This window comes from Marinobacter sp. B-12, from assembly GCF_056857915.1.
Genome location: NZ_JBSXOB010000040.1, coordinates 1 through 19,073, shown reverse-complemented (window position 1 = coordinate 19,073; position 19,073 = coordinate 1). Strand labels below are relative to the sequence as shown.

The 19,073-nt window shown below is 57.7% G+C and carries 17 protein-coding genes; 13 read left to right on the top strand and 4 right to left on the bottom strand.

The features are described 5' to 3' along the window. Position 1: 1 nt before the first annotated feature. A complete protein-coding gene (locus AC13D2_RS05520) occupies positions 2-1,015 on the bottom strand; it encodes a histone deacetylase family protein (protein ID WP_300495032.1) in 1,014 nt (337 codons plus the stop codon). A 171-nt stretch (positions 1,016-1,186) separates the two neighbouring features. Here AC13D2_RS05520 and AC13D2_RS05515 point away from each other — a divergent pair, with 171 nt between their 5' ends. Further along, positions 1,187-2,641 carry an NAD-dependent succinate-semialdehyde dehydrogenase gene (locus AC13D2_RS05515; protein ID WP_482938323.1) on the top strand — a complete coding sequence of 485 codons (1,455 nt, stop codon included), beginning with the start codon at positions 1,187-1,189 and terminating at the stop codon, positions 2,639-2,641. Here the strand turns inward: AC13D2_RS05515 and AC13D2_RS05510 are convergent. Continuing rightward, positions 2,638-3,069: a phosphate ABC transporter substrate-binding protein gene (locus AC13D2_RS05510; protein ID WP_482938322.1), complete on the bottom strand. Its 432-nt coding sequence runs from the start codon at positions 3,067-3,069 to the stop codon at positions 2,638-2,640. The genes AC13D2_RS05515 and AC13D2_RS05510 overlap by 4 nt on opposite strands. Before the next feature lie 14 nt (positions 3,070-3,083). Further along, positions 3,084-4,268 carry a hypothetical protein gene (locus AC13D2_RS05505; RefSeq protein WP_292048595.1) on the bottom strand — a complete coding sequence of 395 codons (1,185 nt, stop codon included), beginning with the start codon at positions 4,266-4,268 and terminating at the stop codon, positions 3,084-3,086. Between the two features lie 312 nt (positions 4,269-4,580). Here AC13D2_RS05505 and uvrD point away from each other — a divergent pair, with 312 nt between their 5' ends. Beyond that, complete coding sequence (uvrD, locus tag AC13D2_RS05500; protein ID WP_482938321.1) at positions 4,581-6,746, top strand: DNA helicase II; 2,166 nt, start codon at positions 4,581-4,583, stop codon at positions 6,744-6,746. A gap of 312 nt (positions 6,747-7,058) precedes the next feature. On the opposite strand, the gene AC13D2_RS05495 is transcribed toward uvrD, so the two are convergent. Next, the gene (locus tag AC13D2_RS05495; RefSeq protein ID WP_482938320.1) at positions 7,059-8,099 is read right to left on the bottom strand and encodes a LacI family DNA-binding transcriptional regulator; all 1,041 of its coding nucleotides are present in this window, start codon (positions 8,097-8,099) and stop codon (positions 7,059-7,061) included. A gap of 83 nt (positions 8,100-8,182) precedes the next feature. Here AC13D2_RS05495 and ltnD point away from each other — a divergent pair, with 83 nt between their 5' ends. From ltnD to AC13D2_RS05440, 11 genes are all read left to right on the top strand, one after another. Next, positions 8,183-9,154, top strand: a complete 972-nt coding sequence (gene ltnD / locus AC13D2_RS05490; RefSeq protein WP_482938342.1) for an L-threonate dehydrogenase — start codon at positions 8,183-8,185, stop codon at positions 9,152-9,154. Between the two features lie 2 nt (positions 9,155-9,156). After that, positions 9,157-10,437, top strand: coding sequence for a 3-oxo-tetronate kinase (gene otnK, locus AC13D2_RS05485; RefSeq protein ID WP_482938319.1), 1,281 nt, complete (start codon positions 9,157-9,159; stop codon positions 10,435-10,437). Next, positions 10,434-11,081 (top strand): 3-oxo-tetronate 4-phosphate decarboxylase, encoded by a 648-nt coding sequence (gene otnC / locus AC13D2_RS05480; protein ID WP_482938318.1) that lies wholly within the window; start codon positions 10,434-10,436, stop codon positions 11,079-11,081. Before otnK ends, otnC begins: the two co-directional genes overlap by 4 nt. Before the next feature lie 20 nt (positions 11,082-11,101). Next, positions 11,102-11,917 carry a 2-oxo-tetronate isomerase gene (gene otnI, locus AC13D2_RS05475; RefSeq protein WP_482938317.1) on the top strand — a complete coding sequence of 272 codons (816 nt, stop codon included), beginning with the start codon at positions 11,102-11,104 and terminating at the stop codon, positions 11,915-11,917. Positions 11,918-11,922: 5 nt separating this feature from the next. Continuing rightward, positions 11,923-12,885 carry a D-erythronate dehydrogenase gene (denD, locus tag AC13D2_RS05470; protein ID WP_482938316.1) on the top strand — a complete coding sequence of 321 codons (963 nt, stop codon included), beginning with the start codon at positions 11,923-11,925 and terminating at the stop codon, positions 12,883-12,885. 62 nt (positions 12,886-12,947) lie between these two features. Continuing rightward, entirely contained in the window at positions 12,948-13,949 is a 1,002-nt protein-coding gene (locus AC13D2_RS05465) for a TRAP transporter substrate-binding protein (RefSeq protein ID WP_482938315.1), read from the top strand. A gap of 73 nt (positions 13,950-14,022) precedes the next feature. Continuing rightward, positions 14,023-14,535 (top strand): TRAP transporter small permease, encoded by a 513-nt coding sequence (locus AC13D2_RS05460; protein WP_482938314.1) that lies wholly within the window; start codon positions 14,023-14,025, stop codon positions 14,533-14,535. Beyond that, positions 14,532-15,806 carry a TRAP transporter large permease gene (locus AC13D2_RS05455; RefSeq protein ID WP_482938313.1) on the top strand — a complete coding sequence of 425 codons (1,275 nt, stop codon included), beginning with the start codon at positions 14,532-14,534 and terminating at the stop codon, positions 15,804-15,806. Before AC13D2_RS05460 ends, AC13D2_RS05455 begins: the two co-directional genes overlap by 4 nt. Before the next feature lie 22 nt (positions 15,807-15,828). Beyond that, entirely contained in the window at positions 15,829-17,277 is a 1,449-nt protein-coding gene (locus AC13D2_RS05450) for an aldehyde dehydrogenase family protein (RefSeq protein ID WP_482938312.1), read from the top strand. Positions 17,278-17,306: 29 nt separating this feature from the next. Further along, positions 17,307-18,179: an NAD(P)-dependent oxidoreductase gene (locus AC13D2_RS05445; protein ID WP_482938311.1), complete on the top strand. Its 873-nt coding sequence runs from the start codon at positions 17,307-17,309 to the stop codon at positions 18,177-18,179. A 392-nt stretch (positions 18,180-18,571) separates the two neighbouring features. Further along, positions 18,572-18,949, top strand: coding sequence for a hypothetical protein (locus tag AC13D2_RS05440; RefSeq protein ID WP_482938310.1), 378 nt, complete (start codon positions 18,572-18,574; stop codon positions 18,947-18,949). The last annotated feature ends 124 nt before the right edge of the window (positions 18,950-19,073 follow it).

Below are 19,073 nucleotides of genomic sequence, written 5' to 3'. Positions count from 1 at the left end.
CCTACCCTTCCAGTCCCTTGAAGAACTGCTGCACGTTGGCGCTCAGGGCTTCCAAATCGTAACCGCCTTCCTGCACAACCAGTGTGGGCAGGCCGGTGCGACGGATGTCAGAGCCCAGGCGGCAGAATCCTTCAGAGGAAACCGATACCTTGGCCTGGGGGTCGTTGTGGTAGATGTCGAATCCCAGGGTAAGTATCAGCACATCTGGCTGGAACAGACGGATGGCAGCCAGTGCCTCATCCAGTTTGTCGAAAAAATCCTGCTCTGACGATCCGTGGGGCATCGGCAGGTTGATGTTGTAGCCAAACCCCTCCCCTTCACCACGCTCGTCTTCATAGCCGCTGACCACCGGGTAGAAGTTGGTGGGATCACCGTGAATCGACACGTAGAGAACATCGCTGCGATCGTAGAAGATCTCCTGGATGCCCTGGCCGTGGTGCATGTCGGTGTCCAGTATGGCAATCCTGGGATAACGGGGCTTCAAGTGCTCTGCGGCAATAGCGGCATTGTTGAGGTAACAGAAGCCGCCGGCGGCATCTTTTCGGGCGTGGTGGCCCGGCGGTCGACACACCGCGTAGGCGTGGCGCTCGCCGGCAACCAGGGCGTCAGCAGCGCCGAGCGCTGTCTGGGCAGACCAGTAGGCGGCGTCCCAGGTGTTTGCCCCGATGGGGCAACTGCCATCGGCCTGGTAGCGGGCAGCTTCGGCAAGGATTCCCTTGAGGGCATTCGGTGACCGAACGAAGATGTTGGAAATCACTTCGTCACCCCAGTCTTCCATCTTTGACCAGCGCCGATGTGCGGATTCCAGGAAGCGCAGATAGCCCAGGTCGTGGACCTTGGAAATCGCTCCGGCACCCTGGTCTGCCGGCTGCAATACCGGAATGCCCATGGCCTTCAGCCCTTCCAGCATTTGTGCGGTGCGATCAGGAACTTCCTGGGGCTGTCGCATCTGGCCGCGGGTGAAGTAGGTTTTCGGAAGATGCTGATCCTGAGAGGGATGAAAAAACGCCTTCATGTTCCTGCCTCCTGATAATGACATGGTTCGAGTATAGGCCCCCGCCGGCGCTGGTCAAAACACCATAGTCTGACTTTACAGTGGCGGTTTCTGCATCCACTATGAGAGACATATCACACTGACGCAAACCCCAATTTACACATTCCGAGAACATTCTGAAAAGGAGCCGATATGATCGAGTCACCACTGCTTCCCAAGCTGATTGGCTACATCGGCGGTCGCTGGTCTGAATCGCCGGACGGTAACACCTTCGATGTCTATAACCCGGCCACGGGTGAGGTGGTTGCCAGTGTGGCATCGATGTCCGAAAGCGAAGTGTACAACGCAGTTGAAGCGGGAAAGTCTGCGCTTCGTTTAACCAGTCCCTATTCCATCGAAACCCGTCGCAAGTGGCTGGAAGACATTCGTGATGCACTCAAGGCCAATAAAGAGGAAGTGGGTCGTATCCTGTGTATGGAGCACGGCAAGCCGTTGAAGGAAGCGCAGGGCGAAGTGGACTACGCCGCCGGGTTCTTCGATTACTGCTCCAAACACATCCAGGCGCTGGACGCCCACACCATTCCCGAAAAGCCGAAAGACTGTACCTGGACGGTGCACTACCGCCCGATTGGTGTTACTGGCCTGATCACGCCCTGGAACTTTCCCATTGGCATGATCGCCAAGAAGCTGTCCGCCGCCCTGGCGGCCGGTTGCCCGTCGGTGATCAAGCCGGCCAGCGAAACGCCGCTGACCATGATTGCGCTGTTCGCGCTGATGGACAAACACGTCGACCTGCCCGATGGCATGGTTAATCTGGTGATGGGCAAAGCCAGTGTGATCGGCAAGGTGCTGTGCGAAAGCCCCGACGTGCCCATGCTCAGCTTCACCGGCTCTACCGAAGTGGGCCGCAAGTTGATACTGGATACGGCCGATCAGGTGAAGAAGCTGGCCCTGGAGTTGGGTGGCAACGCACCGTTTATTGTCTTTGACGATGCGGACCTGGATGCCGCAGCCGATAACCTGATCGCCAACAAATTCCGGGGTGGCGGCCAGACCTGTGTCTGCGCCAACCGGATTTTCGTTCACGAGAAAGTGGTGGATGAATTCGGTCAGAAACTTGCCGACCGGGTCAATCGCATGACCGTGGGTAATGGTTTGACGGAAGACGTTGACCTTGGCCCACTGATCAACAAAGCCGGGTTCGACAAGGTGAAGCGCCACGTGGAAGACGCCCTTGAACGGGGCGGGGAGCTGGTAGCCGGCAAGAAGCCGGCAGATCTGGGGGATGGCCACCTGTTCTTCCCGCCGACGGTCATTTCCGGCGTGACCCGGGACATGTGCTGTTCCCGTGAGGAAACCTTCGGCCCGCTGGTGCCCATGGCCATCTTCCGCACGGAGGAAGAAGTCATCGATGCCGGTAACGACACCGAATTCGGTCTGGCTTCCTACGTGTTTACTGCGGATGCGGAACGCGCCCAACGTGTGGCCGCCGGGCTGCGCTTTGGTCATTGCGGCTGGAACACCGGTACCGGCCCCACGCCGGAAGCGCCGTTCGGTGGCATGAAGGCGTCCGGCATCGGCCGCGAAGGGGGGCTGGAAGGCCTGTTCGAGTTCGTCGAGGCCCAGACCGTCCCGCGTGGTTTCTAGGGTTCCGGCGTCAACAGGACCTTAACGGAGTCATCCACCAGGGTGGAATCGAGGTAACCGATACTGCCCAGGGTGGATGACACCACGCTCTTCATGCTGTTCGCCGAGGATACCTCCCTCGGCGGATGGCCCTTGCCGGTCAGAACCTGCCGCGACCAGAACGACTTCAGCCAGGCATCGTTGCGCTTGGTGATCAGGTCATTGAACTCATCCCGCATACTGTTGCCCGCTGGAAGCTGGAACGCGACCACGCGCTGGCCGTCAGGCATTCGTGAGCTGCGGTTCAGGTAAATGTCCTTCACCTGCTGCACGGTGATGGAATCCGGGCCACCGTGGTGGCCGATGATCACCAATTCCGCCCAGGAGACGCTGCTCAACAGGCATAACGCGATGAGCAATGCGGGCATGGATACGCGTCGAATCGCCATGGTGTCCCTCCTGATCAAAATGCGGCATCAAGCCGGACGGTGTATACGTCGGTGCTGTCGAATCGGCCACCGGGATTGCCGGCCAGGGCATCCAGCTGGTTGCCAATCAGGCCCCCGGTGGTTTTGCCAAAGCCCCTTGCGTGGGTCCAGTCCACCTTCATGGCAACCGAAGTGGTCATGTCCCAGCGGAAGCCCAGGCTGTAGGCCTGGCGGCGTACGTCCAGCACCTCAAGCGGTGTGCCGTCGCGCTCGTAGTTGTCCTGGCTTTCGACCCAGGAGGCCGTGATATAGGGCGTGACTTCCTTTACCCGGTAGCCGAGAGTGATGTAGGCGGAGTCGGTGTCCTGGTAAAAGCCGTCCACCTCAACCCGTGTCAGTTCCGACATCAACAGCCAGCTGCCATCGTCATAGGACAGGCCCACTCCCATGAACTCGGTTTTCTCTTCGTCGCCCAGCGGTGGTGTTCCGCCGATGGTGGCTTCTGCATGGGCGTACACGCCACGGAAAGTCCACAGGTAATTGGTCCAGTTGGCGGTCAGGCCGGTGATATTGCGCAGTTCCACGCTCACGCTCCGGCCGAGGGAATCGGCATCGTCGTCCAGGTGGCCGGCAAAAGCGCGGGCCTGGATAGAGGAACTGGAAAGGTTCAGCGTGTAGGCCGCATCGGCACCCAGGTAGCTGCGGACCGGCACCGGATCGTAGACCGCCTCCGGTGGACGTGCCCAAGGCTGGCCATAGCCGATTTCCAGAGTCTCGGACTCCATAAACAGCGGCAGGCGCATTTTACCGGCTCTCAGTTCGGAGCCATTGGCGAATTGGTGTCGCAGGTAGCCCCATTCCAGTTCGGTGTCCCAATCCTCGTTGCCACGGGACACCAGCTGCATTACCGCGTCGGTGTTGCGGCCCAGGGCAAAGGTGGTCTGCAGGCCAAACAGGCTGAGTGTTTCAAGGTCGGATTGTTCCGTTGCCTCGTCGTAGCCGGCGTCATTATTGGAACGGGTATAGCCGGTGCTGAAAAAACCGTTAAGGCGAACCTTTTCCAGGCTGGATTCGGTCATCTGCTTTTGCATGGAATCCAGCCGTTGTTCCAGCTGGTCAATTCGCTGGCTGTCATCGGCCATGGAGGGAAACGACAGGGTGGCGGTCAGTGCAAGGGACGTAAAGGTAACGCGAGCAGTGCTTCGGTATACGGAGTACATCGTACATCATCTCCTTTGATGTCTGGTCGCAAGATGCGGGCGCCTTCCTGGCTTCAGGGGACTTATGTCTTGCCCCTGCAAATTGTCTGGTGCGGGAAAACGGTGGCCAGCGGAGGAACTGAAGGTTCTTCCGGGCAACCCGCGGCGGCGAGTATACCCAAGTTGACGACAGTTTCATAAAAAGTGTTCACATTTTCTGTATCGGCACCCTACATGTGTGCGGTAAACCCAATACACCCCCACCCGGCAAACCCTCCTTTCTCCTGTTATAATTCCGCACCTGTTCATTTAACCAGTAGCGACCGGATCTCTATGGATGTCTCCCACATTATCGACGCCCTGAACGACGCCCAACGTGAGGCGGTGACGGCCCAGAATGATCATTTGCTGGTGCTGGCCGGTGCTGGCAGTGGCAAGACCCGGGTACTGGTACACCGGATCGCCTGGCTGATGCAGGTGGACAAGGTGCCGCCAACGGGCATCCTCGCGGTGACCTTCACCAACAAAGCGGCGAAGGAGATGCGTTATCGCATCGAGCAGATGATGCACATTCCGGCCCGAGGCCTCTGGTTCGGCACCTTTCACGGCATTGCCCACCGGTTGCTCAGGGCGCATTATCAGGACGCAGGCCTGCCGGAGAACTTCCAGGTGCTGGACAGCGACGACCAGTTGCGCCTGATCAAGCGCGTGATGCGTGAACTTGAGATTGATGAAAGCCGCTGGCCGCCGAAGCAAGCCCAGTGGTTTATCAACGGCCAGAAAGATGAGGGGCTGCGAGCGGAACATATCCAGGAAAACCCCGGCGACCATTTCACCAGCACCATGCTGACGGTCTACCGCCAGTACGAAAAGCTTTGCAACCTGAGCGGACTGGTGGATTTTGGCGAGCTGTTGCTGCGCTCCCACGAACTGTGGCTGTATCGTCCGGAACTGCTGAGCCATTACCAGAGCCGTTTCCAGCAGATCCTGGTGGACGAGTTCCAGGACACCAACACCATCCAGTACGCATGGCTGCAGATTCTGGCCGGAAACCGGGTGCCGCTGACGGTGGTGGGGGACGACGACCAGTCCATCTACGGCTGGCGGGGCGCGAAAATCGAAAACATCCAGCAGTACCAGCGGGACTTTCCCAACGCCCGTATGGTGAGACTGGAGCAGAACTACCGCTCTACCCAGATGATTCTGAAAGCTGCCAACGCGGTCATCGCCAACAATCAGGGGCGCTTGGGCAAGGAGCTGTGGACTGATGGAAAAGATGGTGAGCCCATCAGCCTGTATGCGGCTTTCAACGAGCAGGATGAAGCCAACTACATCGCTGACACCATCAGCAGTTGGGTTAGTGAGGGCAACCTGCGCAGCGAGTCGGCGATTCTTTACCGCTCCAATGCCCAGTCCAGGGTGCTGGAAGAATCCCTGATCCGACAGGGCATTCCTTACCGGGTTTATGGCGGCCTGCGATTCTACGACCGCCAGGAAATCCGCAACGCCATCGCCTATCTGCGTCTGGTGCACTATCGCCGGGATGATGCAGCGTTCGAGCGCGTGGTGAACATTCCCGCCCGCGGAATTGGTGCCAAGAGCCTGGCGGACATGCGGACGTTCGCCACTGAGCGCAGCATCTCATTGTGGGAGTCTGCCGAGCGTTTGCTGGAGGCTGGGCAGGTAAAGGGCCGTGCCAAAACCGGTTTGCAATCCTTCATGGGCATCATCGAACGCCTGACGGAAATGGTGGACGACGCGTCCCTGCATGGGCTGATGAAGAGCACCCTGGAACTGAGCGGCCTCAGGGATTATCACGCCAACGAGAAGGGTGAGAAAGGTCAGGCGCGGGCAGAGAACCTGGACGAACTGGTGAATGCCCTGTCGGACTTTGAAGCGGAGGAGGGGGTTGATCCGTTATCCGAATTTATCGCCCAAGCGGCTCTGGATGCCGGCGAGGCCCAGGCCGAGGTCAACGAAGACTGCGTCCAACTGATGACCCTGCACTCTGCCAAGGGCCTGGAATTTCCGCTGGTGTTCCTGGCGGGCGTGGAGGAAGGCCTGTTCCCTCACAGTATGTCTCTGGAAGAGCCGGGGCGGATGGAAGAAGAGCGGCGCCTGGCTTACGTGGGCATCACCCGGGCCATGCAAAAGCTGGTGCTTACTTACGCCGAATCCCGCCGTTTGTATGGTCAGGAGAAATTCCACGCGCTGTCGCGCTTTGTTCGCGAGATTCCCGGTGACTGCATCCAGGAAGTGCGGCTGCGCAACACGGTCAGCCGGCCAGCCATGATGGCCCGGCCCAATGAGGGCCTGTTCAGCCAGGAACCGGACGTGGGCACGGGGTTCAGCCTGGGCCAGCGGGTACGTCATCCCAAGTTTGGTGAGGGTATCGTGATGAACTCCGAGGGTTCTGGACATCATACCCGCGTACAGGTGAACTTTGATGAGGGGGCTAAGTGGCTCGTTCTTGCCTATGCGCCTTTGGAGGCCTGCTGAGTTCGGGAGTTGGCCCAGTGCATACGGCGGCCTTTGGAAAGAAAGGCTCCAGCCATCTTAGGTCGCTTACCTTCCGGCATCCATGGCTTCATAAATTTGTTTAAAGGCTGCTCCGTACACGCGCTGGTGGTGAAACCATAGAATAGCTATGGTCGCAAAGCGAACGTCCAGGCGGATAGACCAACATTTCCCCCGGGAGAAATTCCGCCTCTTTATAGAAAGATCCGCAGTAACGGGGCAGAACCCGAATCATTGCCTTCCGCAACCGAGAGTATTGATTACTGGTTGAGCCGTTAATCCACTTCTATCAGCTCATGTACTTTCACCAATGAGTGTGCGGAATGCCACGTTCACTTGTTTGTCGGTTATATTTTCTTCGTTCAGGCGCCCGAGTATTTGCTCGGCCGCCAGTCGGCCCATGATTTCCCTGGGGGACTGGATCGTTGTCAGTCGTGGGGTTACGTGCTGGCCAAGGGGTAGGCCGTTGAACCCTGCAATCGCAATGTCTTGTGGCACGCCAAGACCCAGCCGTTGGGCGTGTAGCAAAGCCCCTGTGGCGAGGTCGTCATTGGCGAAGTGGATGGCGTCAGTTCTGGGATATTGCGCTAGAACCCTGTCAAGTGCAGCCGCCCCGGCTTCCAGACTTCCGAGCCTGTCCAGTTCAATTATCGGCGCTTCCAGCCCGGCTTTCGCCAGAACTTCCTTGTGCCCCTCATATCGCATGCTCGCCCGATAATCCCTGTCCATACACGCGCCCACATAGACGATAGAGCGATAGTGCCTGTCCAGAAGGTGTCGGGCCATGCAGGCGCCCGCTTCCCGGTGGTCCAGTCCCACATTCAGGTCTAGCCCCTCCCCAAGCTCCATGATTTCAACGATTGGCTTGTTCCAGGCCTTCAGCAGGTTCTGGCAGGCTTTGCTATGCCTCAACCCTGCAATCACCAGTCCTGAACAGGACCACCCCAGAAAGGTTCGCACCAGCTGGTGCTCCCTCTGAAGATCATAATCAGTATTACCCAGCAGTATCTGGTAGCCCTTTGCTTCGAAAGTTTCCTGAAGCCCCTTGATCACTTCGATGAAAACGGCGTTGGCGAGTGACGGAACGATAACCGCAATAAACCGCGAGCTGGCCGAGGCGAGACTGCCAGCGATCAGGTTGGGCACATAGCCCAGCCGATCCACCGCTTCGGTGACTCGCAAGCGGGTTTCTTTGTTCACACGATCTGGGGTGTTCAGAGCCCTGGACACGGTGATGGGTGAAACCCCGGCCGCTTCCGCCACCTGTTTCAGGGTTGGTTTGTCAGAACCTCGCCGCTTGCGGGGCTCTGGAGACGGGGCTTCCTTGTTAGACATTGGTCGTAGTCCTCGCGACGGTAACTTGCTGACTGCAATCTTATCAACTAAAAGGATGGTAGCGCTAACATGGTAGCGCTACCATAAAACAATCAAAACAAGAATCGGGAGACCAGCAAGTGACAAGCTTATCCGAAGCAAAGCCCCGCGTTGGCGTGATAGGTCTGGGCGCCATGGGGATGGGAACAGCCACGGCGCTGCTTGAACAAGGGTTTGAGGTAACCGGGTGTGATGTCAATGAAGCGGCGCGAGCTGGCTTTGAACGAGCGGGAGGTCGCAGTGTAAGTGAGCCGGCTGACTTGTCGGCCACGAGCGATGTTGTGTTGTTGGTGGTAGTGAACGCGGCCCAGGTCGAACAGGTGCTTTTTGGCGAGTTCGGAATTGTTGGCGGTTTAAAACCGGGCAGTCTGGTCATTCAGTGCGCGACGGTAGCGCCTGCGGTTGCCCGAGCTATTGCTGATCGGCTCGGCCAGGAAGGTATCGAGATGCTGGATGCGCCAATCAGCGGCGGTGCCGCCAAAGCGAGGGCAGGCCAGCTTTCGGTGATGGCTTCAGGAAGCTCGCATGTGTTTGAGCTTGCCGAGCCGGTCCTTGACGCTATGGCGGCGATTGTTTATCGATTGGGTGATGCACCGGGAATCGGCTCGAGTATGAAGCTGGTCAATCAGCTGCTGGCCGGGGTTCATATTGCCGCAGCTGCCGAAGCCATGGCTATGGCGATCCGTATGGGATTGCCGCCCGAGGTTGTTTACGAAGTCATTACTCACTCGGCCGGTAACTCCTGGATGTTCGAGAACCGCGTCCCGCATATTCTCAAGGGCGATTACACCCCTCTCTCAGCCGTCGATATCTTCGTTAAAGATCTCAACATTGTGCACGAGACCGGGCGGGAGCTGGCTATGCCAACCCCCGTGGCCGCCAGTGCGCTTCAGCAGTTTACGGCCGCCAAGTCGGCCGGGTTCGGGAAAGAGGACGATTCAGCGGTCATCAAGGTCTATGAACGGCTTGCCGGCATCAAGTTGCCGGATGCCGCCAACGACAGTGGCGAGGAGTGAGAATGAGTATTGTGCTAGGTGCAATCGCCGATGACTTCACCGGGGCAACCGATCTGGCCAACAATCTGGTTCGCAGTGGTATGCGCTGTGTTCAGGTAATTGGCGTGCCTGAGGGCAAACCCGATCTAAGCGACGTTGATGCCGTCGTAGTGGCGCTTAAATCACGTTCATGCCCCGCCGAGCAGGCTGTCAGCGAGTCGCTGGCGGCTCTGGTGTGGCTGCAAGGTCTCGGTCCACGACAGATTTTCTTCAAGTACTGCTCCACGTTTGATTCCACGGATCGCGGCAATATTGGCCCGGTCAGCGATGCTCTTCTGAATGCCCTGAACGCGAGCCAGACGGTGATGGTACCGGCGTTTCCGGTGAATGGGCGAACGGTGTATCAGGGGCACCTGTTTGTAGGCGACCGACTTTTGAACGACAGCGGCATGCAGGAACACCCGCTCAACCCAATGAAGGATGCTGATCTGGTGCGTGTACTTGCTCGGCAAACCCCGAACAATGTGGGCCTGCTGCCATGGCCGGTACTGAGGCAGGGGGCCGGAGTCGCCGGAGAGAGGCTGAAGGCCCTGGAATCTGACCACGTGCGGCATGTGATTTGTGACACCCTGGATGAATCGGATCTGGCTACCCTGGCCGGTACGGTTGCTGATAAGCCGCTGGTGACTGGGGGCTCCGGCCTGGGCCAGGCGCTGCCGTCAGAGTACCGGTCGCGAGGCTGGCTGGCGGAGGTGTCCGAAGCCGGGCGTCTGGAGCCGGGTTTTGGAGGTGCGCTGGCGTTATCCGGCAGTTGTTCAAGGGCCACATTGGGGCAAGTTGCGAATTTTCTAGGCAAGGGGGAAGGTTTTGCCCTAGACCCTTTGAAGCTTGCGGAACACGTTGATCATCTGGATGCGGCTCTGGCCTTCGCCCGGGAGAAACTTAAGGAAGGAGCCCCGGTTCTGGTGTACACCTCCTCGGACCCGGATCAGGTACGGCAGGCTCAGGCGGTCCTGGGGACGGAGCGTGCCGGCCAGCTTGTTGAATCTGCGCTCGGTCACCTCGCCGTTACCTTGGTTGATGAAGGCGTTGGCCGCCTGGTGGTGGCTGGTGGAGAGACCTCTGGCGCGGTTGTGTCTGCGCTTGGTATTCGCACGCTGCGGATCGGCAACCAGATTGATCCGGGCGTGCCTTGGACCCAAACCGCGGATGTCGGCGGGGCAGGGCCGCTGTCTCTGGCTTTGAAGTCGGGCAATTTCGGCGGGCCGGATTTCTTTACCCGAGCGTTTGAGGTGCTGCCATGAATGCCAGTGAAGTGAATCAACTGCGAGAGCAGATTGCAACGCTCGGCCAATCACTGTTTGATCGCGGGCTGACGATGGGTTCGAGCGGCAATATCAGCGTTCGGCTGGACGATGGCGGCTGGCTGATGACGCCTACCAACGCCTGCCTTGGACGGCTTGATCCTCAGCGAATTTCCCGGCTTGACCACTCAGGCCGGTTACTGGAGGGCGATAAGCCGACGAAGGAGCAGTTTCTGCACACGGCCATGTACGAGGAGCGGCCACAGTCGGGCGCCATTGTGCACTTGCATTCGACCCATTCGGTGGCGGTGTCCTGCCTGCCGGATATTAATCCCTGCGACTGCATTCCCCCATTAACAGCTTATTACGTGATGCGGGTGGGCCGGCTGCCTCTGGTGCCTTACCACATGCCCGGGGATCCTGAACTTGGCGACGCGGTTAGGGGGCTGGCCGGCGAGCACAGTGCCGTGCTGCTGGCTAACCATGGGCCGGTGGTGGCTGGAAAAAACCTGGCGGCAGCGGTGTATGCCACCGAGGAGTTGGAGGAGACGGCAAAGCTGTTTCTGCTTCTTCGCGGGGAAAACCCACGAGCGCTGACACCTGAACAGGTTGCGGCGCTGGAGCAGCGGTTCCCCAGAGACTGAACCTTCAGGAGGTGCTTGAGATGATCAGGCTGGCCGCGAATTTGAGCATGCTGTTCCAGGAACATGACTTTCTGGACCGGTTCGCTGCCGCAGCGGAGGCGGGTTTCCGGGGCGTGGAGTATCTGTTCCCCTACGCCTATCGCCGGGAAGACCTGGTGCGCTGCCTGAGTGAGGCCGGGCTGGAACAGGTGCTGTTTAACCTTCCGCCCGGTGACTGGGACGCCGGAGAACGCGGGCTTGCCAGCCTGCCCGGAAGGGAGGCGGAGTTTCAGGCGTCAGTGGCCGAGGCGCTGCATTATGCCGAGGCGCTGGATTGCCCCAGTATCCATGCGATGGCGGGCCTGCTTCCGGAGGGCGCCGATCGGGAGACCGTCGAGGCTCACCACCATACCTACCTAAACAATCTCCGCTTTGCTGCCGGGGAGGCCGCCAATGCGGGCAGGGATCTTCTGATCGAGCCGATCAATCAACGGGATATGCCCGGGTATTTCCTGTCCAGGCAAGCAGACGCCATCAAGGTGATAGAGGCTGTGGGCGCCGACAACCTGAAACTGCAGTTCGATCTCTACCACTGCCAGATTATGGACGGCGACCTGATTCGCCACATGGAACGTCAGTTCCACGCCATCGGCCATGTGCAGATTGCCGGTGTGCCGGAACGCCACGAACCGGATGTAGGGGAAGTCTGTTACCCGGAGGTGCTCGCGAGACTGGATTCGCTGGGTTACACCGGCTGGGTTGGCTGTGAGTATCGACCGGCCAGTAACACCCGATCCGGCCTTGGATGGGGGCAGGCCTACGGGCTGAGCACCGACACAACAACAAGAGGGCAGTAAAGGTTATGCATATTGTCATTACTGGAGCCGCGGGCTTTCTCGGGCAGCGGTTGGTTAATCATCTCGTCAGCGCCGGGCAACTGGCCGGTAAATCGCTGAGCCGTCTGACTCTGATTGATCAGACTGAGCCACCCCGTCCGGAGACCGGCGCGTTGGCCACTAAAACGCTCGCACTGGATATCAGTCAACCCGGTGCACTGGATGATGTCCTTGCCGAGCAGCCGAATGTGATTTACCACCTGGCTGCGGTTGTCAGCAGCGCTGCGGAAGCCGATCTGGATTTGGGGATGAGGGTCAATTTCGATGCAACCCGCGATTTACTCGAAGGTTGCCGGAAGCACGGCCTCAGCCGTACCCGGCTGATCATGGCAAGTTCCGTGGCCGCCTACGGCGGGGATCTGCCTCACACCCTGGACGATATGACGGCATTGCACCCTCAGAATTCGTACGGTGCCCAGAAGGCCATGAGCGAGCTACTGATCAATGACTACAGTCGCCGTGGCATTGTCGATGGACTGGTGCTGCGCCTGCCCACCATTGTTATTCGCCCTGGGCGCCCGAATGCAGCCGCCTCCAGCTTTGCTTCCAGTATCCTTCGCGAACCCCTCAACGGTGAGGATGCGATCTGTCCGGTTTCGCCCGATCTGGACCTGTTCATTATGTCACCCGCAACAGTTATTGACGCCCTTGTGCATGGGGCCGGAGTTGCAGGTGAAGAACTTGGTGCTTTCCGCGCATTCATGTTGCCGGGGATCACTGTCAGCGTTTCTGAGATGCTCGAAACATTGCGTGAGGTGGGTGGCGAATCGGCGCTCGCCCACGTTCAGTTCCGGCCGGATCCGAAAATTGAGGCGATTGTCGGTAGCTGGCCATCAAGATTCAGTAACCTCCGGGCGAGCAAGCTCGGGTTTAGAAGCGATACGGACTTTCGCGAAATCGTAAGGGCTTTTATGGATGAGAATGCCTGATTCCGGGCCTACGCACCCCGGAATTTACCCAAAGCGTGACAATGCAAAATGAGGTAACAACAATGAAAGCAACGTTCGCACGCCGTAGCCTGACTATCGCCATTGCCGGTGTCACTTCAGCTTTGTTTGCTGTGACAGCAATGAATGCTCAAGCAGCAAGAACTATAAACCTTGGCCACACATTGTCTGACAGCTCCCACTATTCTGTGGGTGCCGATGCGTTCGAGGAAACCCTCGAGCGTCTCAGCGGTGGAGAGTTCGAAGTTGTTGAGCACCCTTCCGGTTCGCTGGGCGGGGAGCGGGCCATGATCGAGGGCCTGCAGATCGGTACTGTTGATGTAGTGATTACGTCGACTGGCCCCTTGGGTAATTTCGTTCCAGAGAGTTACGTTCTTGACCTGCCGTTTCTATTCAAGAATTACGAGGAGGCCCGTTGCGTTCTCGATGGTGAGATCGGGCAGGACCTGTTGAACAAAATGTCTGACCACAATCTGGCGGGGCTCGCCTGGTCAGAAAACGGGTTTCGCCACATGACCAACAGCGTCAGACCGGTGACCAGCCCGGCGGATGCTGAGGGCCTGAAGGTGCGTACCATGGAAAACAAGGTACATATGGAAGCCTTCGAGCAGATGGGCGTTCATCCAACCCCAATGGCGTTTCCGGAGGTGTTTACCGCGTTGCAGCAGGGCACGGTTGATGGCCAGGAAAACCCGATCACCGTGATCGTCGCCACGAAATTCTGGGAAGTTCAGGATCATCTTTCTTTGACCGGACACGTCTATTCTCCAGCCGTGGTGCTTGGTTCTCCGGTTCTACTTGATGGCCTCACTGAAGAGCAGAGGGGTTGGTTCGAACAGGCCGCCAAGGCATCTGCCGAAGCGACCCGTGCAGAAGTTTCCCGACTGGAGCGTGACGGTGTGAAGCTGTTGCGTGAGAAGGGAATGACGGTCAAGACCGATATTAACAAGGCGCCCTTCCAGGAGGCGGTCAAGCCTGCCTACAAGATCTACACAGATCAGTATGGAAGCGAGATGCTGGACCGTATTCGCGCCAGCGACTGCTAAACCACCAATCCAATTCCCCGGCACAGGTCTGTTATTTTGACGGTGCCGGGATTGCTTGCTAATGGTGGCTACGATGCTGCAACTTCTCTTTAGCATTGAACGCCAGACAACTCGTTTGGCCCTTTTGGGGGCCGTCGTGATGTTGGTGATTTCTGTGACCCTTGGTTTCTACCAGGTACTCACACGATTTGTTTTTGATGCGCCGTCTACCTGGTCTGAGGTGATTTCCCGGTCCGCGATGATCTGGTGTGTTTTTCTCGGTGCTGCACCGGGGTTCCGGGGTGGATTCATGATGTCGGTAGAGGTGATTTATAAGCTGGTGCCACGGCGGAAACTGGTATGGGCCGAACTCTTCATTGCGAGTTGCTGCGCTCTGGTTCTGGTGGTGCTGATTTACTTTGGTACGGCGATGACGATCCGGGTGCAATCGCAGATGCTCTCAGGGCTTGGAATTTCCATTGCCTGGGCTTACGCCGCGATGCCGGTAGGTGCGGGTTTTGCTCTGATCGCCGTTGTGGCTCGACTGGTTGCCCAAATCAGGGGCCAGGAGTCTATTGGCCCTGTCCACGAGGGGGAGCCGGTATGAATGCTGCTATTGGCCTGTCACTGATCATACTTTTCAGCCTGGGCGTTCCTATCGCCATTTCCATTGTGCTGGCATCCATCATCGGCATTGAGTTTTTTTCGCCTTTGCCCCTGTTGCTTGTTCCCCAGCAAATGTTTGTCGGTATCGACAGTTTTCCGTTGATGGCGATTCCGTTCTTCATTCTGGCAGGCAATCTGATGTCGGCGGGTGGTATCTCCCGAAGGCTGGTGGATCTTGCCAAATCCATGGTGGGTGGTCTCCAGGGTGGTCTTGCCATGACCTGCGTGCTGACCTGCATGATGTTTGCAGCGGTGTCAGGGTCCAGCGTGGCCACAACCTTTGCAATTGGCTTGATTCTTATTCCCGCCATGGTTAAGCACGACTATCCGCGACCGCTTGCCGCCTCGATTCAGGCTTCATCGGCTGAACTGGGCGTTTTGATCCCACCTTCCATTCCCCTGATTCTCTACGGCGTGAGCACGGATACCTCTATTGGAAAGCTCTTTATTGCCGGTATTGGCCCGGGGCTTCTGATTGGTGGTGCGTTACTGCTGTTCCTTTTCCTGTTCTGCAAGAAGCGCGGGTATGGATTGCGAGACAGAGAGGATCGTCACGATTTTATGACCGCCTTCAAGCGTGCCTGGGCCGCTTTGCTGATGCCGGTCGTTGTTATTGGCGGCATTTACGGTGGTGTGTTTACGCCAACGGAGGCGTCTGCCGTTGCCGTGGTTTACGCCCTGATTGTTGGGGGGCTGGTCTATCGGGAATTGCCACTGGCCGAACTGTTCCCTATTTTCCGGGAAAGTGTGATTTCAACGGCGGCTGTGATGTTGATCATAGCCGCAGCGGCGCTGTTCAGCTTCTTGATCAGCCGTTCCGGACTGCCCGGTGAAGTTGCCGCATGGGTGACGAAAATTTTCGAGAGTCCCATTACCTTTTTGCTGGCGGTTAACGTGATGTTGCTCATCGTCGGAATGTTCATTGAGACGTCTGCAGCAATTCTGGTGCTGGCGCCGATATTTACCCCTATTGCAATCCAGTACGGTATCGACCCGGTTCATTTCGGCCTTATCGTTGTTGTGAATCTGGCACTTGGGATGTTCACACCGCCGCTAGGCGTGAACCTGTTTGCGGCATGCGCGGTCGCGAAACTCTCTATTGATCAGCTGCTACCCTGGTTGATGCGGTTTGTGCTCGTTGTATTGGCGTGCCTCCTGGCCATCACCTATATGCCCTGGATCTCTATGGGGCTGGTGGACTTGCTCTACTGATCGCGAACCTCGGAGATATGACATGCTTTCGTTACCCGATATGCCTACAGAAAAAGCATTGATTGGCGGTGAATGGGTTGCCGCCCGCTCAACGCTCACGGTTGAGGCGCCCTCCTACGGCGTATCAATCGGCCAGATTGCCAGGTGTGGAGCGGGTGAAGTCGACGCCGCGGTCGCCGCGGCTTCGGGCGCACTCCCTGGCTGGCTGACGTGGACGGCGCGTGCACGTGGCCAGTGGCTTCTGGACTTTGCCCAGGAGATTGAACGAAACGAGGAACAGTTGTCGGCTCTGGAGTGCGCCGATACTGGCAAACCGATGTCGCAGGCTCGTGGCGATATAAAGGCCTGTGCCCGCTACTTCCGCTTCTACGCGGGTGCCGCCGATAAACTCCACGGGGAAACAATCCCTTTCGAAAGTGGCTTTTCAGTCGTGACGTTGCGGGAACCTTTCGGGGTGTGCGCACAGATTATCCCCTGGAATTATCCGGCTCAGATTTTCGGTCGTTGCGTTGCCGCCTCGCTGGCGGCCGGTAACACGGTGGTGGTAAAACCGGCCGAAGATGCCTGCCTGAGCGTGTTGCGCCTGGCAGAACTGGCGATGGATTGCGGCCTTCCTGCCGGTGTACTCAATGTGATTCCGGGTCTTGGACGCGAGGCTGGCGCAGCATTGGCGTCCCACCCACGAATTGATCATCTGTCGTTCACTGGTTCACCGGAGACTGGCACCCTGGTGACTCAAGCGGCGGCCAGGCATCACGTACCCGTTACCCTTGAGCTGGGCGGTAAATCGCCACAAATCGTGTTTGCAGACGCCGATGGCGATGCAGCACCTGAAGCCGTTGTAAGAGGAATTGTTCAGAACGCGGGCCAGACCTGCTCAGCGGGGAGTCGGTTGCTCATCGACGATACGGTGGCGGATCAGTTTCTAGAGAGACTTTCCAAGCGCTTTCTCGCATTACGCTGTGATGCAGGTGAGGCCAATGCGGACTGCGGGCCTTTGATTAATGCGCGGCAAAAGTCCGTGCTGGAATCCAGGCTCAGAGCGGCGCTTTCCAGCGGCGTGAAAGTTCTTGCGAAAGGCAGCCTGGCCGATACGGCGCCCGCAGGAGGACATTTTGTAGAGCCTCAGGTTCTGGTTGACATTCCGGAGGGCCATGAGCTGTTGAGGGAGGAGTTGTTCGGGCCTGTGCTGGTTGTACAACGCTTCCGATCGGAAGATGAGGCTCTGGCATTAGCCAATGAAACGGACTTTGGATTGTGCGCGGGCGTGTGGACGACGGATGGCGGGAGGCAATGGCGCCTGGCCAGACAGCTCCAATGTGGCCAGGTGTTTATCAACAATTACGGCGCCGGCGGCGGCATAGAGCTGCCTTTCGGCGGGGTTGGGCGTTCGGGCCATGGCCGTGAAAAGGGTTTTGAAGGATTGCGCAGCTTCACCCGCATAAAAACGGTCGCGGTCCGGCATGGCTGACCGTCAACGAGCTGTTATGGAGAGAGCAAATGGCGCATAAAGACAGAGTCGGAGTTATTGGTGTTGGCTTGATGGGCCACGGTATCGCTCGGAACCTTCAGCGAGCAGGGCATCCTCTGAGTTTTCTTGAGCATCCCGGAAATCAACCTGTTGAGGACCTAATGTCTGCTGGGGCCACACCTCGGAAAAGTGCTTGTGAGGTGGCCCAGCATTCCGACATCGTTATCCTGTGCGTGACCGGTTCTCCTCAGGTCAATGCAGTGCTCTTTGAGTCTGAGGGTGCATTGGAGGGACTGCAGCCGGGAGCCACAGTCATTGATTGTTCCACAGCGTTGCCCAGCTCGACAGCAGAGGTTGCCAGGCGAGTGAATGAAGCTGGCGGCCGGTTCATGGATACCGCTATGACCAGGACTCCCAAGGAAGCAGAAGAAGGGCGGCTCAATTTGATCGTTGGGGCGCCTGACGCTCTGTTCTCGGAAATCTTGCCTCTGCTTCAGAGTTTCGCGGAGACCATCACGCATGCCGGTGGCGTGGGAGCAGGACATACCCTGAAACTTGTGCATAATTTCGTGTCCCTCGGTTTCTCGGCGGTTCTTTCCGAGGCGGTCGCGGCGGCCCGCAAAGCGGGCATTGATGACGAATCGCTTCTTTCTGTTCTGAGCAATGGCGGAGGCGGCGGTGTGATTCTGGAGAGGTTGCGCCCCTATATCGAACGGAGTGATCCGTCGGGTTTCCGATTCAGCATTGCCAATGCCAGTAAGGATGTCGGTTACTATCGAGATATGCTTGAAGATTTAAAAAGCGCCAGTGCCATTGCGGATACGGTTGGCGAACTCTACCGCTCCATCGATGATCAAGACGCCACTGTGCCCGAACTGATTCGACTCCTGCAAACACGTTGATTTTTGACGTATATGCCTCAGAGGGCGTCCAGGGATCGCTTTCGATTCGCCGTCTGCCATCGGGTTTGAGCCTGTAATCTGCGCTGATTACGTAGGTAGTGTCCTCATAACATACTTGTTTTGGTGACTACGGTTGCCTGCAGGCCCAATAGCTTATTGGCTTGAATTTCGATCAAACCGCAACAGCTATCTATGTGATCACAATTCCTGATCCGGCTCGGCCAGAGATAATCCATGCCGGATAGTCCGCGATATTTGATCCACGACTCAACCGACTCACGTGTCCCATTTATGACGACGCCGCCTATCCAGATGTGATTGGATCCTATACGGTTCGCACGGATGGCGGGCATGCCTTCAGTCTAGCTGTAACGGGCCGGGAGGTTGGAACCTTGAATGGAGATTCCGAATTGGGCGCTGCTGTTTCTTTGGCAAGTAAGTTCAGTCTCGGCCAGACCGCCTTGTCGCTGACAGCCTACACCGGTGAGGGACAGGCAGTTTACGCAGGTTGGGGATTTAATGGCTCCAGAGGTGCAAGTACCTCTGATGTTAACTCTGCCGGGGAGCTCATCTGCACGACCGGTCTGTCTGCGGGGGTAACGCATCAATTCACCAGTAAACTTCGGGGAACGCTCCGATACGGCCAGGTTAAAGCGGAAGAGGTTGATGCTTCCGTGTCCGACGATACGTTCAAAATGGCTACCGCGAACCTGATATACAGCTATACGCCCAGTCTTGATTTTGGCATCGAGTTGTCAACGCCGGTTTAAAAGTGACCCACTTATTGGCAATATCGCCGGTTGAAAACTGACCCACCCTTGGCGTTTAAGTGTTGGTTAATAGATCCTGGCTGCTGGCTGAGATCGGTGCGATACCCGCCATTTTCTTGTCCTT

Coding starts and splice junctions, on each gene's coding strand:
- AC13D2_RS05520 (WP_300495032.1), bottom strand. CDS start 1,015: ATGAAGGCGTTTTTTCATCCCTCTCAGGATCAGCATCTTCCGAAAACC.
- AC13D2_RS05515 (WP_482938323.1), top strand. CDS start 1,187: ATGATCGAGTCACCACTGCTTCCCAAGCTGATTGGCTACATCGGCGGT.
- AC13D2_RS05510 (WP_482938322.1), bottom strand. CDS start 3,069: ATGGCGATTCGACGCGTATCCATGCCCGCATTGCTCATCGCGTTATGC.
- AC13D2_RS05505 (WP_292048595.1), bottom strand. CDS start 4,268: ATGTACTCCGTATACCGAAGCACTGCTCGCGTTACCTTTACGTCCCTT.
- uvrD (WP_482938321.1), top strand. CDS start 4,581: ATGGATGTCTCCCACATTATCGACGCCCTGAACGACGCCCAACGTGAG.
- AC13D2_RS05495 (WP_482938320.1), bottom strand. CDS start 8,099: ATGTCTAACAAGGAAGCCCCGTCTCCAGAGCCCCGCAAGCGGCGAGGT.
- otnK (WP_482938319.1), top strand. CDS start 9,157: ATGAGTATTGTGCTAGGTGCAATCGCCGATGACTTCACCGGGGCAACC.
- otnC (WP_482938318.1), top strand. CDS start 10,434: ATGAATGCCAGTGAAGTGAATCAACTGCGAGAGCAGATTGCAACGCTC.
- otnI (WP_482938317.1), top strand. CDS start 11,102: ATGATCAGGCTGGCCGCGAATTTGAGCATGCTGTTCCAGGAACATGAC.
- denD (WP_482938316.1), top strand. CDS start 11,923: ATGCATATTGTCATTACTGGAGCCGCGGGCTTTCTCGGGCAGCGGTTG.
- AC13D2_RS05465 (WP_482938315.1), top strand. CDS start 12,948: ATGAAAGCAACGTTCGCACGCCGTAGCCTGACTATCGCCATTGCCGGT.
- AC13D2_RS05460 (WP_482938314.1), top strand. CDS start 14,023: ATGCTGCAACTTCTCTTTAGCATTGAACGCCAGACAACTCGTTTGGCC.
- AC13D2_RS05455 (WP_482938313.1), top strand. CDS start 14,532: ATGAATGCTGCTATTGGCCTGTCACTGATCATACTTTTCAGCCTGGGC.
- AC13D2_RS05450 (WP_482938312.1), top strand. CDS start 15,829: ATGCTTTCGTTACCCGATATGCCTACAGAAAAAGCATTGATTGGCGGT.
- AC13D2_RS05445 (WP_482938311.1), top strand. CDS start 17,307: ATGGCGCATAAAGACAGAGTCGGAGTTATTGGTGTTGGCTTGATGGGC.